This is a genomic window from Corynebacterium falsenii, assembly GCF_020099275.1.
In the GTDB taxonomy this organism is placed as follows: domain Bacteria; phylum Actinomycetota; class Actinomycetes; order Mycobacteriales; family Mycobacteriaceae; genus Corynebacterium; species Corynebacterium falsenii.
Map to the genome: position 1 here is coordinate 2,314,684 of NZ_CP083646.1, position 16,069 is coordinate 2,330,752.

The 16,069-nt window shown below is 63.2% G+C and carries 16 protein-coding genes; 5 read left to right on the forward strand and 11 right to left on the reverse strand.

Features of this window, described 5'->3' with window-relative positions; translation table 11 throughout:
* Positions 1-8: 8 nt before the first annotated feature.
* From LA343_RS09990 to LA343_RS10005, 4 genes are all read right to left on the reverse strand, one after another.
* Positions 9-1,595, reverse strand: a complete 1,587-nt coding sequence (locus LA343_RS09990) for an MDR family MFS transporter (protein ID WP_025403188.1) — start codon at positions 1,593-1,595, stop codon at positions 9-11.
* Positions 1,592-2,362 (reverse strand): TetR/AcrR family transcriptional regulator, encoded by a 771-nt coding sequence (locus LA343_RS09995; protein WP_025403189.1) that lies wholly within the window; start codon positions 2,360-2,362, stop codon positions 1,592-1,594. The genes LA343_RS09990 and LA343_RS09995 overlap by 4 nt, the downstream gene beginning before the upstream one ends.
* Positions 2,363-2,442: 80 nt before the next feature.
* On the reverse strand, positions 2,443-3,231 hold the full coding sequence (locus tag LA343_RS10000; protein WP_025403190.1) for an enoyl-CoA hydratase/isomerase family protein: 789 nt from the start codon (positions 3,229-3,231) through the stop codon (positions 2,443-2,445).
* Positions 3,232-3,240: 9 nt separating this feature from the next.
* Positions 3,241-4,251 (reverse strand): LysR family transcriptional regulator, encoded by a 1,011-nt coding sequence (locus tag LA343_RS10005; RefSeq protein ID WP_081737346.1) that lies wholly within the window; start codon positions 4,249-4,251, stop codon positions 3,241-3,243.
* 70 nt (positions 4,252-4,321) lie between these two features.
* Here LA343_RS10005 and LA343_RS10010 point away from each other — a divergent pair, with 70 nt between their 5' ends.
* Positions 4,322-5,371, forward strand: coding sequence for a TDT family transporter (locus tag LA343_RS10010; RefSeq protein ID WP_025403192.1), 1,050 nt, complete (start codon positions 4,322-4,324; stop codon positions 5,369-5,371).
* Positions 5,372-5,555: 184 nt separating this feature from the next.
* Here LA343_RS10010 and LA343_RS10015 read toward each other — a convergent pair whose 3' ends face one another.
* On the reverse strand, positions 5,556-6,122 hold the full coding sequence (locus tag LA343_RS10015; protein WP_025403193.1) for an isochorismatase family protein: 567 nt from the start codon (positions 6,120-6,122) through the stop codon (positions 5,556-5,558).
* Entirely contained in the window at positions 6,115-7,410 is a 1,296-nt protein-coding gene (gene glyA / locus LA343_RS10020) for a serine hydroxymethyltransferase (protein WP_025403194.1), read from the reverse strand. The genes LA343_RS10015 and glyA overlap by 8 nt, the downstream gene beginning before the upstream one ends.
* Positions 7,411-7,661: 251 nt before the next feature.
* Between glyA and coaA the strand changes: the two genes are divergently transcribed.
* Entirely contained in the window at positions 7,662-8,579 is a 918-nt protein-coding gene (gene coaA, locus LA343_RS10025) for a type I pantothenate kinase (protein ID WP_039910956.1), read from the forward strand.
* A 49-nt stretch (positions 8,580-8,628) separates the two neighbouring features.
* Here the strand turns inward: coaA and LA343_RS10030 are convergent, their stop codons facing one another.
* From LA343_RS10030 to mca, 3 genes are read right to left on the reverse strand one after another with little or no spacing between them, the layout of a single operon-like run.
* Entirely contained in the window at positions 8,629-9,399 is a 771-nt protein-coding gene (locus LA343_RS10030; protein WP_025403196.1) for an isoprenyl transferase, read from the reverse strand.
* A 10-nt stretch (positions 9,400-9,409) separates the two neighbouring features.
* A complete protein-coding gene (locus LA343_RS10035) occupies positions 9,410-9,859 on the reverse strand; it encodes a hypothetical protein (protein ID WP_025403197.1) in 450 nt (149 codons plus the stop codon).
* The gene (gene mca / locus LA343_RS10040) at positions 9,856-10,884 is read right to left on the reverse strand and encodes a mycothiol conjugate amidase Mca (protein ID WP_025403198.1); all 1,029 of its coding nucleotides are present in this window, start codon (positions 10,882-10,884) and stop codon (positions 9,856-9,858) included. Before mca ends, LA343_RS10035 begins: the two co-directional genes overlap by 4 nt.
* Before the next feature lie 188 nt (positions 10,885-11,072).
* Between mca and LA343_RS10045 the strand changes: the two genes are divergently transcribed.
* On the forward strand, positions 11,073-11,516 hold the full coding sequence (locus LA343_RS10045; protein ID WP_025403199.1) for a DUF4307 domain-containing protein: 444 nt from the start codon (positions 11,073-11,075) through the stop codon (positions 11,514-11,516).
* 268 nt (positions 11,517-11,784) lie between these two features.
* On the forward strand, positions 11,785-12,309 hold the full coding sequence (greA, locus tag LA343_RS10050) for a transcription elongation factor GreA (protein WP_025403200.1): 525 nt from the start codon (positions 11,785-11,787) through the stop codon (positions 12,307-12,309).
* Positions 12,310-12,449: 140 nt separating this feature from the next.
* Here greA and LA343_RS10055 read toward each other — a convergent pair whose 3' ends face one another.
* Positions 12,450-13,346, reverse strand: a complete 897-nt coding sequence (locus LA343_RS10055; RefSeq protein WP_025403201.1) for a Bax inhibitor-1/YccA family protein — start codon at positions 13,344-13,346, stop codon at positions 12,450-12,452.
* Between the two features lie 404 nt (positions 13,347-13,750).
* On the opposite strand from LA343_RS10055, the gene LA343_RS10060 reads away from it, so the two are divergent.
* Entirely contained in the window at positions 13,751-15,331 is a 1,581-nt protein-coding gene (locus tag LA343_RS10060; RefSeq protein WP_025403202.1) for a succinic semialdehyde dehydrogenase, read from the forward strand.
* Here LA343_RS10060 and LA343_RS10065 read toward each other — a convergent pair.
* A complete protein-coding gene (locus tag LA343_RS10065; RefSeq protein WP_025403203.1) occupies positions 15,328-16,053 on the reverse strand; it encodes an SDR family oxidoreductase in 726 nt (241 codons plus the stop codon). The two genes, LA343_RS10060 and LA343_RS10065, sit on opposite strands and share 4 nt — an antisense overlap.
* Between the last annotated feature and the right edge of the window lie 16 nt (positions 16,054-16,069).

Consider the following 16,069-nt stretch of genomic DNA (forward strand, 5'->3'; position numbering starts at 1 on the left):
CCGCGGCCCTAGTCGATCGTGGTGCGCAGCGTGACTTCCTTCACCATCACCAGCAGCACGAACGCAGCGATACAGAACGGCAACATGATGAGGAAGACCGGGGTGAGCGCGTCATTGTACGAGTTCACGAACACGTCGTGGATTGGTCCGGGCAGGTGGTTGACGATGGCCGGGGTCAGGCTTCCCTCCGTCACATGACTGGACTGTTCCTGCGCCTGCAGCTTTGCAGACATCTCCGGTGGAAGCTCGGCCATCGCGGCTGGGATTCGTTCCTTAATCAACGTCGACAGGTGGCTGGAGAAGATACCGCCCACAAGGGCCGAACCCAGCGCTGCGCCGAGCTGGCGGATGAAGTTGTTCGTACCGGTCGCCACGCCCACTTTCTTCAGCGGGAAAGAGTTCTGCACGACCAGGATGAGAATCTGCATCGTCATACCAAGGCCGAGCCCCAGCAGGAACAGGCACATCCCCAAGTACCACAGCGAGGTATCCGGGGTCAGGCGGTGGAAGAGCACCAGCGCGATGCCGACGATCACCATGCCCACGGGCGGGAACACTCGGTAGCGACCCGAGCGCGTGACATAGCGCCCTACCGTAATCGACATCACGAGCATGCCGATCATCATGGGAATCATCATGTAACCGGACTTCGTTGGGTTCAACGAGTGGACCATCTGAATGTAGGTCGGCATGTACCCCATCACGCCGAACATCGTGATACCAATGCACAGGCCGGCGAGCGTAATCATGCGGAAATTGTGGCTGCGGAAAAGATCCAGCGGAATCATTGGCTCCTGGGCCTTGCGCTCGACCGCGATGAGCAGCATCAAGGACACAACAAAGCCGATGATGAGGCCGATGATCACCGGGGATCCCCATGGGTACTGGTTACCTCCCCAAGTGGTGAACAGAATCAACGTCGAGGCCGTCGATGCCATGAACAGCATGCCCAGCCAGTCGAGGTTGAGCTTCGTTTTGCGCGCGGGCAAGTGCAGAGCCCAGATCGTCACAGCAATCGCCAGTAGGCCCAGCGGAATGTTCATCCAGAACGCCCAGCGCCAGCCGGGGCCATCCGTGAACCAACCACCGAGGGTGGGGCCGAGCACTGAGGACACACCGAAGATGCCTCCCATGTAGCCGGCATACTTGCCGCGCTCACGGGCGGAGACAACGTCCGCCATGATGGCCTGCGACAGAATCATCAGGCCACCGCCGCCCGCGCCCTGGATACCGCGGCCGATAATCAGCATGGTCATGTCGGTCGCCAACGCACCCATGACCGAACCCACCAGGAAGATGGCGATGGAGGCGATGAACAGGGGCTTGCGGCCCATCTGGTCGCCGAGCTTGCCATAGATCGGCATCGTAATGGTCTGCATAAGCAGGTAGGCCGTGATGACCCACGACATATGTTCGACGCCACCAAGGTCACCGACGATGGTCGGCAGTGCGGTGCCGAAAAGCATCTGGTCGAGGGACGCCAACAGCATTGCCATCATGATGGAAGCCATCACCGCGGCAATGTTGGTCTTCTGGCTCCCTGAATTGGCAGCGTTGTCCTCGGCAGCGGGAGTCGTCTTGTGGGGTTGACTCATGATTCTTTTCCTTCGTTGTGCGCCTGAGGACCGCTGTCGCTAACAGCGCGCTGGTTGTCGGCGGGGGCTACTTTCGGCGAGTGGACGGGGCAGTATTCCTGATCGAGCACGTAGGCCATCGTTCCTAGTGCGCCCACACAGGCATTGTAGAGCTCGGCGTGTGATGATGACGTGCCGTTCATCCAGTAGTGCGTGCCCATGCGGATGGCAGAGTGTGCCATCGTGACGAGCATGCGGGACTCTTGTTCGGCATCCACCTTGGGCAGTCGGCGCGCCTCGGGGTGACGGTCGAAGTACTGCCCTACCAGGAGCGAGACCAGATCGAGCTGGCGCATCATTGACATGACCAGAGCCGCGGCCAGCTCCTCGCTGGCGTGCATGATTTTCTTGCGGCGGCGCTGCAAGGTGGCCATGAACTCTTCTGAGCGGCCTTCGTTGAGCTGGGTTTGCTGCAGAATCAAGCGAATAATGCCCTTGATGAGCTCGTTGGCCGAGGTGGCGAAGAATTCGTCTTGCAGTTCGTCACTGATGTCTGTGTGGAGCCGCCCTAGTGTGGCGGTTCGCTTGGAGTCGAAGTAGTTGAAAAACGTGCGCTTCGAAATGTGAGCGGCGTGGCAGATGTCATCGACGGTGACGTTCTCGTAGCCGTTGTCGAGGACCAGTTGGGTGGCGTGATCCTCGATACTGCACAGGGTCTCAATTCGTTTGCGTTCGCGTAATCCAGCTTCTTCGACGGAAGCGTCGAAGTACGGGATATGGGAACTCACAGAAGTAAACCTAGTGAATATTTACACCAGGTGCAATGTTTTACCGCGGGCGAGCCAGCCGCGCCACCAGTTTCCAGCCGCTATTGCCCGGTGAAGCTCGGCGGCCGCTTGTCCAGGAATGCCTGGATAGCCTCGAGGTGATCAGAGGTCGTCCCCAACTTGTCCTGAGCCACGGACTCCTCCGAAGCTCCGGCAATGGTCTCGGCGGCGCGCTTCACCAAGTTCTTCGTGGCGACAAAAGAGGCCGTGGGGCCGCTAGCCATGCGGTCAGCCAGGGCCTGCGTAGCGGCGTCGAGATCCTCGGGAGCAACCAGTTGAGTAACGAGCCCGAGGTCGTTGGCGCGCTCTGCGGGGATCTTCTCGTCAAGAAGCAGCAATTCCAGCGCCTTGGAACGGCCCACAGCGTGGACGAGCGTCACGGACAGGCCCGAGTCGGCGGTCAGCCCCACACCGGAGAACGCGCCCTTGAACGAGGCCGCGGTGCTCACCACGCGCAGGTCGCACGCCATGGCCAGCCCCCAGCCAGCACCGGCGGCCGGGCCCGGGATGGAGGCGATGATGGGCACGGGAATGGCCAGCAGGGCGGCGACCATGGGGTTGTATTCGCGGACGACCTTGCCTGCGGCCCCGCCGGTACGCATGTCCTCGAGTTGCTCCTTGAGGTCCTGGCCAGCACAAAAAGCCTTGCCCTCGGCGCGCAGCACCACCGCGCGGATCGTGCCGGCCTCCGCATCGGCGGCCGCGCGGATGAACGCATCGAGCAGCGCGCGGCGGAGCTCACGGTTGAGCGAGTTGTGCGCCTGAGGGCGGTTGATGGTGATGGTGCGCACCGCACCGGTGGTGGAAACGAGCAGTGTGTCCTGAGTCATAGTTCAAGTCTAGGACACGTGCCCATCCTGATAATCCACGAGGAAGCGCAAAAACCGATGCGCTGGTTCGGAGAGCTGGTTTTTCGAGCTCCACACCACCCGCAGCGGCCGGTCGAAACTCACCCCCGCCACCGGAACTTCCACGTACTCCCCCGTGGCCAACTGCGCGGCCACCGCCCGGCGCGCGATCACACCCGGCGCGCCCAGGGCACCGATCGCCGTGCGCTGGGCTCCCAGCGAGCCGAACTCCCCGGCCGGGGGTGCGAGCCTGCCGAGGACATCCTCCACGACCTCCCGGGTGCCACTGCCCTGCTCACGCAGCACCAGCGGCGTGGATTGCAGCTCCTCCATCGTCACCTGAGCAGGGGCAGGTGCGGCCGCGCCCGGTCGCGCTGCTGGGCGTTCATCGTTATCCGAGTTATCCGACGCCACCCAGTGGTGATCTGCCGGCACAACAACCACCAGTTCATCGTGGCCCAACACCCGTTGGTGCAGTTCGTGCGCCACCCAGTTGCCCTCCACCACCGCGAGCTCCGCCTGGCCCTGGACCACCTGGTGCTGGGCTTCCCGGCTGTTGAGCTGACGCATGTGCAGATGGGTTTGCGGGTGGGCTCGTTGGTAGGCCGCCGCCCAGCGGGGGTAGTCCAACTCCGCCACCGTGTGGGAGACCACCAGGGTGAGCTCCTCGGTGATGTCCTCGCCGATGGCGGCCTCCAAGCCGCGGGCGCAATCGTTGAGAGCCTCCTCCAACCCCTCGAGGGCGCGGACGACTTTCTGGCCCGACTCTGTGGTGGAACTACCCGCTGCACCGCGCCAGAAAACGCGCGTGTTCAGGTGTTTTTCCAGCTTGGCGATGCGCGTGCTGACGGCTTGTTGGGAGACTCCCAGGTATTTCGCGGCCTGGTTCATGCCGCCATGCCGGGCGACGGCGAGGACGGCATCGACCGTGAGGGCATCGGGAACGTAGCCGCGTCGAACATGGGATGACGCATCGTTACCATCATGTCGTGGAGGGTACATTCATTCATTGTAACCCCGTTCCGTTTTTACGCTCTCCCGCAACGGTTCGGCGGTGCTTAACCTCGAAAACATGATTAAGACACAGAGCAGGTTGGAACTACCACCACTAGGACCCGGCTGGGCCGGAGCAGTTATGGGACTGGGCATCACCTCGTCCCTCATGGATATTCACTTGAGCCCGATCATGGGCCACCTCCCCGCCGAGATCATGCTCGGCGCCGCAACACTCCTCGCCCTGGCACTCGCCGTGGGCTTCATCAAGTACCGCAACCCGGGCTTCTACGCCAGCGACATGCCGGCATGGGGCATGGTCTCCATGGGCATCCTGGCCCTGGGCAGCGCATACTCCCTCATCTTCAACGCCTGGCCGATTCACGCATTCTGCTGGGCAGTCGGAACCGTCTTGGGCGTGATTACCTGCGTGAGGTTCCTCCACTTCCTCATCTTTAACCACCACCCCGCACCTGCCTTCACCTGGGGACTGCCGCTCGTGGCACCCATGGTTGCCGCAACCTCCTCGGCACAGCTGGCACCGCACGCCGGTGACTGGGGCTCGACCGTCCACGGGATCGGCGTAGCCTGCTTCGTGCTGGCCTGGGCCGCAGCAGTGCCGGTATTCGCCTTCGTCTACCTGCGCACCTTCCCGAAGATCCCCACCAGCTTCGCCACCACCGCATGGATCCCGCTGGGTCTGGTTGGCCAGTCCACCGCAGCCGCACAACTGCTCGCCGGTGAACAGTGGCACTTCCGCACCATGATCTACGGCATCGCAATGCTCAGCGTGGGCATCCCGCTGGCCGTCTACGCACTCGTCAAGCACTGGGGCGCAGCCCTCGGCGGTACCCCGATGTCCTACAACCCCACCTGGTGGGCCAGCACCTTCCCCGTGGGCACCTGCTGCCTCGGCACCCACATTCTCTCCACGCAGCCCGCTGCACTTGCTTGGGGCATGAGCTGGATGAACGGCATCAGCGCCGCCCTGCTGGTCCTGCTTCTCGTCCACGTTGCCTGGGCAGCCTTCGGAGTCATCAAGATCATCGAAAACCCCTTCCGCCCAGTACGCACCAACGGCCCCAGCGCTGTTGCTCAGCTGGGACTGGCAAACTCCGCAAGCCACTAGATTCACTTGGCTCGCTAGGATCAGCCACTACACCCGAGTACCCCTCCCGCTCTGTCTGATCACAACAAACAACAAGCCCGCCGATGGTTTCTCACCATCAGCGGGCTTGTTGCAGTGCTGCATGCTTCAATGCTGCTTGTCTCAATGCTGTTCGGAGCGTCAACCAGCTCGGCAATCGAGAAGGCTAGCCGCGGACGATCTCCGCGCCAGCATCCTCCATCTCCTGAATCGCGGACTTTCCGCCCTGCTCAGTCACCGCCGAGCACAGCCGTTCAATGACGCGCACGTCGAATCCAGCCTTCAACGCATCCAGTACCGTGGCGCGCACGCAGAAGTCCGTGGCAATGCCCACCACAGTCAGCTTCTCAACCTCGCGCGAACGCAGCCACTGCTCCAGCGTGTCGTTGGCACCCTCCAGGTGCCCTTCGAAGCCGGAGTAGGCGGCCGTGTACTCGCCCTTGCGGAACCAGACCTGCACGAGGTCCGCGTCCAGCTCGGAGCAGACCTGGGCGCCGTGCGAGTTCGCTACGCAGTGCACTGGCCATGTATCCACGTAATCCGGCTCATCGCTGAAGTGGCCCTTCGGGTCGATGTGCCAGTCCATCGTGCCGACAACGTAGGTGTTGTCCCCCATGTCGGCGTCAGACAAAAAAGAGGAAATGCCGCGGGCGACTTCCACGCCCCGTGCGGTTCCTAGGGAACCATCAACGAAATCGTTTTGGACGTCTACAACCAGAACGGCCTTAGACAATTTTCCAGTCCTCCAAGCCCTCGTACAGCGGGAAGTCGCGGGTGACCTTCTCCACGCGGGCGCGCAGAGCCTCAAGATCGGCGTTGCCTGCCAGGGCGGTGCCGATCACGTCGGCAACCTCGGTGAACGCCTCGGCATCCAGGCCGCGGGAGGCCAGCGCGGAGGTGCCGATGCGCAGGCCGGAGGTGACCATCGGCGGGCGGGGGTCGAACGGCACGGCGTTGCGGTTAACGGTGATGCCCACCTCGTGCAGCAGATCCTCGGCCTGCTGGCCGTCCAGCTCAGAGTTGCGCAGATCCACGAGAACCAGGTGCACGTCGGTGCCGCCGGTGAGAACCTGCACGCCAGCGTCCTTGGTGTCCTGAGCATTGAGGCGCTCGGCGAGGATCTTTGCGCCCTCGAGGGTGCGGGCCTGGCGATCCTTGAACTCCTCGGTCTGGGCGACCTTCATGGCCACGGCCTTGGCGGCCACGGCGTGCATGAGTGGGCCACCCTGCTGGCCCGGGAACACAGCGGAGTTGAGCTTCTTGGCGTATTCCTGCTTGGCCAGGATCATGCCGGAGCGGGGACCACCCAGGGTCTTGTGCACCGTCGTGGACACCACGTCAGCGTGCGGCACCGGGGAGGGGTGCAGATCGGCGGCGACGAGGCCGGCGAAGTGAGCCATGTCCACCCACAGCTTCGCGCCGACCTCGTCGGCGATCTCGCGGAACGCGGCGAAATCCTGGTGGCGGGGGTATGCGGACCAGCCGGCGATGAGCACCTGCGGCTTCTCTTCGATCGCCTGCTGGCGGATCTTGTCCATGTCCAAGCGCATCGTCTCGGGATCAACCTCGTAGGCCGCGACCTCGTAGAGCTTGCCGGAGAAGTTCAGGTGCATGCCGTGAGTCAGGTGGCCGCCGTGGGCCAAGGACAGACCCATGATCTTATCGCCCGGGTTGGCCAGAGCCATGAGCACAGCGGCGTTGGCCTGCGCACCCGCGTGAGGCTGCACGTTGGCAAACTCTGCGCCGAAGACTTCCTTGGCGCGGTCGCGTGCCAGGTCTTCGATCACGTCAACGTGCTCGCAGCCGCCGTAGTAGCGACGGCCGGGGTAACCCTCCGCGTACTTGTTGGTCAGCACAGAGCCCTGTGCCTGCAAGACGGCGCGGGGAACGAAGTTCTCCGACGCGATCATTTCTAGGGTGTTGCGCTGGCGGCCCAGCTCCCCGGCGATGGCCTGGGCGACCTCGGGATCGAGCTGATCCAGAGGAGTGTTGTGCTGGGCAGCGTGTGCGGATGAGGACATATGGATAAAGCCTTCCGTGGTCAAGCGTCTCCCCAGGAAGTCATGGCGAGGAGAATCAGAGTGTGGAGCAGTAAGCAGCTGGTACAAACAGTACAAACAATTGGTAACAACAATTGGTACGGACTCATTGTAGCTACATGCCCCCGTATGACCAGTTGGTCAACCCCACAAAGAGGGCGACCCCCGCAATCGACTGATAAATTCGCGGGAGAATTTCGTATGCCTTGCCCAAACCAGGCACAATAAGGCGCATGACTTCCCCCAGCCCCTACATCGAGCTGGACCGCACGCAGTGGCGAAAGCTGCGCATGTCCATGCCCCAGGTCCTCACCGAGGATGAACTGGAACAGTTGCGCGGCATCGGGGATGAAATCGACCTGGAAGAAGTCAGCGAAGTCTACCTGCCGCTTTCCCGCCTCATCAACCTCCGCGTGGAGGCGCACCGGCAGCTCAACGAGGCCACCGAGACGTTCCTCGGCGAGCCGCTGCCGCAGATCCCGTACATCATCGGTGTGTGTGGCTCGGTGGCCGTGGGTAAGTCCACCACCGCCCGTGTGCTGCAGGTGCTCATGCAGCGCTGGGAGTCCAGCCCGCGCGTGGATCTGGTGACCACGGACGGATTTCTGCTGCCCACCGCTGAGCTGGAGGCCCGGCGCCTCATGCACCGCAAGGGCTTCCCGGAGTCCTACGACCAGGCCGCGCTGCTGCGGTTCGTCACCCAGGTGAAGTCCGGGTCGCGCAACGTCAAAGCGCCGGTGTACTCCCACGAGGCATACGACCGGATCCCCGGCGAGTACATCACCGTGGATAGCCCGGACATTCTCATCGTCGAGGGGCTCAACGTGCTCCAGACCGGCCCCACGCTCATGGTCTCGGACCTGTTCGACTTTTCCGTGTACGTGGACGCGCGCCGCGAGGACATTGAAGATTGGTACATCGACCGCTTCCTGCGCCTGAAGAACACGGCGTTTAAGGACCCCGAGGCGCACTTCCACCACTTCGCCCCGCTCACCGATGAGGAAGCGGCCGTGGTGGCTCGCGAGATTTGGCAGACGGTGAACCTGCCGAACCTCATGGAGAATATTCTGCCCACCCGCGTGCGCGCCTCATTGGTGCTGCGCAAGGGCCACGATCACCTCGTGCAGAAAGTGCGGATGCGCAAGATCTAGCGGCTGGGCCCCACCTGGCCCCGGCTCGCCCCCAGCCAGCGCTGCCTCGCTACAGCCCGAACCGCCGGTGCCGCTGCGAGTAATCGCGCAGCGCGCGCAGGAAGTCCACCCGCCGGAACGCCGGCCAGTACGTATCCGTAAACCAGATCTCGGAATACGCCGATTGCCACAGCAGGAACCCGGAGAGTCGCTGCTCACCGGAGGTGCGTATCACCAGGTCCGGGTCCGGTTGGCCACTGGTGTACATGTGATCGCCTAAGCCCTCGGTGGTGATGGCATCGGCCATCTCGTCCGCGGGCGTGCCCTTGGCCGCCAGCTCCGCCACAAGATTTTTCACCGCATCCACGATTTCCTGGCGACCGCCGTAGCCCACGGCCACGTTGACGCGCACGCCGGTGTGGTCGGCGGTGAGCTTCTGGTTCTCTTCCAACCGCCGGCGCAGCTCCTCGGGCAGCAGTTCAAGGTGGCCGACGGTGCGGAGCTGGAACCCCGCCTCGTCCTTGGCCAGTTCCTCGGCCACATCCCCGATGATGGTGCACAGCAGCTCGAGCTCTTCGGGCGTGCGCTTGAGGTTCTCGGTGGACAGCAGATAGACCGTGACGGTGTCGATCCCCAGCTCGTCACACCACGAGCACATTTCCGCAATCTTTTTGGCCCCAACCCGGTGGCCGTGCGAGACGTCCGTGAAGCCGTTTTCGCGCGCCCAGCGGCGGTTGCCATCGGCCATGATCGCCACGTGCTTCGGCCGTGGCTGATCCCGCAGTGAGCGCGCCAGTTGCGCCTCGTACGCCGGGTACAGCAGGTGCGGAAGTTTGTTCACGACGTTGATCTTACTGTCGGTTGTCGTCGTCCTGCCGCCGGGTCTGTGGTGTGGGGTCATCGTCGACGCCACCACGTTCCCCCTGCGCCGCACGTTCAGCATCGATGGCATCGGGTCCGGTCAGCACACCAGACGACGGGAGGAACCGGGAATCAGTCTGCGGCACTTCCGTGCGGGCGAACAGCGACTCACCCGCCGACTCGGTGTAGCCCTCCGCCTCCATGGCAGCGTCCAGCTTCTGGTTGTCGAACAGGTCGATGCCGTGCTTGTCCGCGAACGCGCGGCGGCGCTCTAGGCGGCGGATGCGCTGGTTCATGTTGAAGCCCAGCAGCAGGATGACCACTACGAGGACCACGATGATGAACAGGCCGATCGGCGCGGCCTTGCCGAACTCGGCGCCGCGGGGGCCGCTGCGCTCGGCCTGGGCCACGATGAACTCGGTGACGAGTGGGGAGGTCATGAACGGACTCCTAGCTTGTCGGTGCGCTGCTCGGCGCCATGCTCAGCATGCTCAGCGCCCTGCTCGGCGCTGGTCTCTTCGTCTGATTCTAAAGCACCGGACTCACTATCGGAATTGCCATCCAGCCCCGCGAACAGGTCAGTTTCCGGCAGCGAGGTGCGCACCCGCGATTCCGCGAGTTCGAATTCCTCGGTGGGCCAGATCTCGCGCTGCAGGTCGGAATCACCGAGGAAGAACGGCCCCTCCGGGTCCACCTGCGTCTGGTGGGCGCGCAGGGCATCATCGCGGCGGTCGAACCAGTCGCCGACGCGCACGCGGGTAGTCACGCGCGGGAAGATGTCCGGCATCGTGCGCCACAGGTCCAGGTGATCGCGCACCTCAGGGCGCAGTTCCGTCCCGCGTGCTTCGAGGGCTTCGGCGAGCAGCTCGAAGCGGCGGCGGATGAATCCGTGGGTGTAGTAGACCTTCTTGACCTCCCACGGTTCGCCGAGCTCCGGGTGGTAGTTAGGATCCGCCGCGGCCTCGTAGGCGCGCATAGACACCGCGTGGACCTTGATGTGGTCGGGGTGCGGGTAGCCGCCGTTTTCGTCGTACGTGATGATCACGTGCGGGCGGAACTCGCGCACCACCTTCACCACGCGCTGGGTCACATCCTCGGTGTCCTCCAGCGCGAAGCAGCCCTCGGGCAGTGGCGGCAATGGGTCGCCCTCGGGCAGACCGGAATCCTCGTATCCCAGCCACTCATGTTCGACGCCCAATACCGACGCCGCTTTGGCCATCTCTTCTTGGCGGGTACGAACCATATCCTCCACGGGGCCCATGGAGGGGTTCAAAATGCTGCCGCGTTCGCCACCTGTACAGGTCAGGACCTTCACGCGGTGGCCTTCGTCCACGTAGCGTGCCATGGTTGCCGCACCCTTGCTGGATTCGTCATCCGGGTGGGCGTGAATCGCCAGCAGACGGTACGGGCCGTGCTGGTGCTGTTCATCGGATTGAGTCGTGGAGCGACTCGAGAAGTGACTCACGGAAACCTACAACCACCTTTCACATATGCCACCCCAATTTACTCCCCAGCACGGCCAGCCCCAAGACGGCCAAGTGAGCTGCTGAGGGGGTGGGAGGCTAGTGGCGTCGAAACAAAGAAGGAAGACGAAAACAACGGGCAGTGGGAAATGGGAAGGCGCAGGTGTGGTGCGATACGATTGGGGGCATCATGGATGCGACAAACCAGACCACGCAGCAGCGGTACGGAAAGACTCGGAACACGAAGTTCTCGGGGAAGATCGTGGTGATTGTGCTGTCGATTGTGTTGGCGGCAACCCTGGCCTACATCGTGGCGCAGCTGTTCCGCGGGAGCGCGGCGGACGTGACGGCGCAGGAGGCCGGCGGGCAGGTCATCAGCGATAACCGGCTGAGCATGAATGTGGATGTGACGCGCGACGACCCGGAGAAGGCGGCGTTTTGCATCGTCACGGCGCTGGACTACGACAAGAACGAGGTCGGCCGCCGCGAATTTGTGGTGCCCGCTGGGGGCGAGCGGGTGTCGCGCTACGAGGTGCAGATCGACACCCGGAAGAAGGGATACGCCGGGACCGTGTACGGGTGCTCCACGGTGCTGCCGAAGTACCTCAACCCGGAGACGGGTAGCGGGCAGTAATACGGCAGGGGCTTGCGGGCTGGAGCGCTTGGGGGCGCTTGGGGACTCAGGCGCGCGAATCGGTGCGGTTGGGTGGGGGTGTCCGTGCGCAGTGCTACACTTTGCACAGAAAAATACGCAGGGTATTTGCGCGCTCCGTGCGGCGACGTGCTCACCACGACAATGACGATGCAGTGACAACTGCAGGGACTGTGGTGTGGCGGAGTCGCGAATCGCACGAGGCGCACCCGCATGCCACTCGAGACCTCAACTACAGGAGATCAACACCATGGCTGAGAACCAGACCCGCTGGCTGACCCAAGAGCAGCACGACCGCCTGAATGCAGAGCTGATCAGCCTCAAGGAGAATCGCCCCGTCCTCGCGGCCGAGATCAACGAACGCCGCGAAGAGGGCGACCTCAAGGAGAACGGCGGCTACCACGCCGCCCGTGAGCAGCAGGGCCAGGAAGAGGCCCGTATCGCGTACCTGGAGGAGCTGCTGGATAACGCCACGATCGGCGAGGCTCCGCAGGAGTCCGGTGTGGCGCTGGTGGGTTCTGTGATCCACGTGTACTACGACGATGACGAGGACGATAAGGAAACGTTCCTCATCGGCACTCGTGGCCTGGAGTCCTCCAACCCCGACCTGGAGACCTACTCCACCGACGCTCCCCTGGGCGCTGCCATCGTGGGTGCTAAGGAGGGCGAGAGCCGCGAGTACCAGACCCCGAATGGTGAGACCGTGAAGGTCACCATCGTCAGCGCCGAGCCTTACGATCCGGACCGCGACATCCCGCGCGCTGCCCAGAAGTAAGCGCAGAAGCAAGCGCAGAAATACAGCAGAATACAAAAAGCACCGCCCTCCCGATCACGAATCCGATCGGGAGGGCGGTGCTTGTGTGTGAGCTCTTATGAGTGCTCGTCAGCGAGCCGCCAGTTAGCGAGAGCCGGTGGCTAGTCTCGCTGGAAGTAGCTGAGCAGCTGCAGGATCTCGACGTACAGCCAGACCAGGGTCACGGCCAGGCCGAGGGCCACGCCCCATGCCATCTTGGAGGGAGCGCCAGCGCGCACCAGCTTGTCCGCCTGGTCGAAGTCCAGCAGGAAGCTCATGGCAGCGATACCGATGCACAGCAGGGAGAACAGGATGGCGATCGGGCCGCCATCACGCAGCGGGCCAGCGGAGCCGGTGAACAGGCCGAAGACCAGGTTGCCCAGGGCCAGAACCAGCACACCGATCAGCGCGGCGACCATGAAGCGAGTGAACTTCGGGGTCACGCGGATCGCGCCGGTCTTGTAAACGAACAGCATACCGACGAACACACCAATGGTTGCCAGCACAGCCTGAGCGATGAGGGCACCGGCGTTGGCACCACCCACGGTCATGTTGGCGAGTAGGAAGCTGAAGCCACCCACGAACAGGCCCTCGAAGGCCGCGTAAGTCAGGGTGACCGGTGCGGAGCCATACTTCTTGCCAAATGAGGAGACGAACACGGTAATCAGGCCGCCGATCGCACCCACGAAAGTAAGGATCGAGCCTAGGCCCGGGTTCGACAGGGACACGAAGTAGTTAATGACGGCCGCCACGACGATCACGCCGAGGGTGATGCCGGTCTTGGTCACCACGTCGTCCACGGTCATGGGGCGGTCGGCCTCACCGGCCTGGCCGTAGTTGGCCGCGCCCTGCATGCCCTGGTGAGCTGCTGCGGTGGCGATGCCGCCGCGAGCAGAGGTGGCGTAGGGGTTCTGCCCGTAGCCCTGTCCCTGCTGGCCATAACCCTGGCCGCCCTGAGCGAACGGGTGCTGGCCTTCGTTCTTGGCCAGCGATCCCATGAAGGGATTGGAACTTTGCATTTTTCACTCCAAACTTATGCTGGTCTTTTGTTCACCTCTGGCGCACTGTGTTGATGCACCTTTAGCGATTTCTTAGCTTGCGTACATCTAACCCAACGCACGGCCTGCCATTTTAGTTCCCACCCTTCTCGACGCCACCCCACACCCGCTCCCCCATAAAGAATTCACCTGGTATTTCCCTCGGCCGCGTGGCCATCGTGGGGGCAGGTGGCGCTCCATGTGCAGGTAGCGAGTCTGCTGCCGCCGTAGCGCGGCTGAAGCGTGACTGGAGCACAGTTGAAGCGCGGCTGACAGTCGCTAGCGCACAAAAGCGGCTCTCACGTGTGCGCACACCTAACAACGCGATGAATACATAACCATTATTTTTCCACGTAGCGGCGTCGAGATTGGTAATCTCCGAAAACATGATGCCTAAACGACTAAAGATGGGCCCACTACCTGCCGACTTCGAGCAGGAACTGCGTGGCCTAACCACCAATGCACGAATCAACCACCTGGACGGCGACCGGGTGGAGGTCGAGGCGCCGTTTACCGGAGAGACCATCGGCTGGGTCGCGTCCGGTTCTGAAGACGACGTGGCCGAGGCATTCCGCTTTGCCCGTCGTGCGCAGAAGTCCTGGGAGCACGTTCCGTTCGGCGAGCGCAGGAAGATCTTCCGCCGTTTCCACGATCAGGTGTTGCGCAATCGCGAGCTGTTGTGCGACATCATCCAGTTGGAGACTGGCAAGAACCGTGCCTCCGCGTTCGACGAAGTACTGGATGTCGCCAACAACGCGCGCTACTACGCCAACAATGTGGAGAAGTTCCTCAAGCCCGAAAAGCGCCGCAGCGCGCTGCCGATCGTGGCGAAGTCCCGCGAGTACCACCACCCGCTGGGCGTGGTCGGCCAGATCACCCCGTGGAACTACCCGCTGGCGCTCGGTATCGGAGACGCCATCCCGGCGCTGATCGCCGGCAACGGCCTGGTGGCGAAGCCGGACTCCTCCACCCCGTTCACCGCACTGATTGCCTTCGAGCTGCTGTTTAAGGCCGGTCTGCCGCGCGATTTGGTGCAACTCGTGACCGGTTCCGGCCGCGTGGTCGGCGGGGCGATCGCCGATAACTGCGATTTCCTCATGTTCACCGGCTCCACCGCCACCGGCAAGATCCTCGGCGAGCAGGTGGGGCGCCGCCTCGTAGGCTACTCCGCCGAGCTCGGCGGCAAGAACCCCATGATCATCGCCAACGATGTGGACATCAACTACACCGCCCGCGGTGCCGTGGATGCCTGCTTCAGCAACTCTGGCCAGCTGTGCGTGTCCATCGAGCGCATCTATGTAGAGCGAGCCACGTTCGACGACTTCCAGCACGCCTTCGTGCAGCGCGTCAAGGACATGACCTTGGGCTCTGGCTTCAACTGGGAGACCCAGATGGGCTCCCTGGCCTCTGCCAACCAACTGGAGACCGTGCGGAAGTACGTTGATGATGCCGTGGAAAAGGGCGCCCGCGTGCTTACCGGCGCCAAGGCTCGCCCGGATCTAGGCCCGTACTTCTACGAGCCCACCGTGCTCACCGACGTTCCCGAGGATGCGCTGCTGCGCACCGAGGAGGTCTTCGGCCCCGTGGTGTACCTAGAGGCCGTCAATGACCTCAATGAGGGCATCGAAAAGGCTAATGACACCAACTACGGCCTTAACGCTTCCGTGTACGCCTCCCCAGAGACTGCATGGCGCGTGGCTCAGAAGGTAGAATCCGGCTCCCTGGCCATCAACGATGGTTACACCACCGCGTGGGCAGCCATCGGCAACCCGATGGGCGGTCGCAAAGAGTCCGGCGTGTCTCACCGCCACGGCAAGGAAGGCCTCGTGAAGTACACGGCCTCCCAGAACATTACCGAGCAGCGCTTCATGTCGATCCGCGGCCCGGAATCGATGTCCCGCAAGGCCTACATCAACGTGATGAGCGCGGCCATGCAGCTGGGCAAGACCCTGCGCATCCTGCCCTAGCTACCGTTGGCAGGGCGGATGGTGATGGATTCGACCATCGCATCGTCGGTGGCATCCACCGCGAAGCGCACTGCCTTGGCCACGGATTCCGGGCTCAGGAACTGCGACTCGTCGTAGTCGTTGCCGCGCTGAGCCTGGATCTCGCGCTGCATGTCGGAATCCACCTTGCCGGGGTGGATCGAGGACACCCGGATCTCATCGCGGTGCTCCTCCCGCAGCGCGTCTGTGTAGGCGCGCAGGGCGAACTTCGTGGTTGCGTACGGCCCGTAGCCCACGCCCGAGTGATGCCCCGCACCGGAGTTGATCGCCACCACCGTGCCGTGAGCGGCCTTGAGCGCCGGCAGGAACTGCCGCGTCAGCTCGGCCACGGCGAACAGGTTGATGTCGAAGGCGTGCTGCCACTGCTCCGGCGTGGTCTCCGTGACGGGATCGTGCGCCACAACTCCCGCGCAGTGCACCAGCACGTCCACTCGGTCGAGCCCGAGCTCCCGAACCTTCTGTTCAAGAGACGCCGTGTCCGTGAGGTCAGCGACGAAGGGTTCGGCGCTGGGGAACTCCTTGGCCACCTCCACGGCACTGTCTCCGCTGCCGCCGACGATGAGGTGGTGATCGTCAGCCAGCAGGGTGGCGATGGCATGGCCGATGCCGCGGGTGGCGCCCGTGATCACGGCAATTTTCTTGTCGGTTTTCGCGTCTGTTTTCTTGTCTGCGCTGGTAGTCATACTCGCCCATCATAGC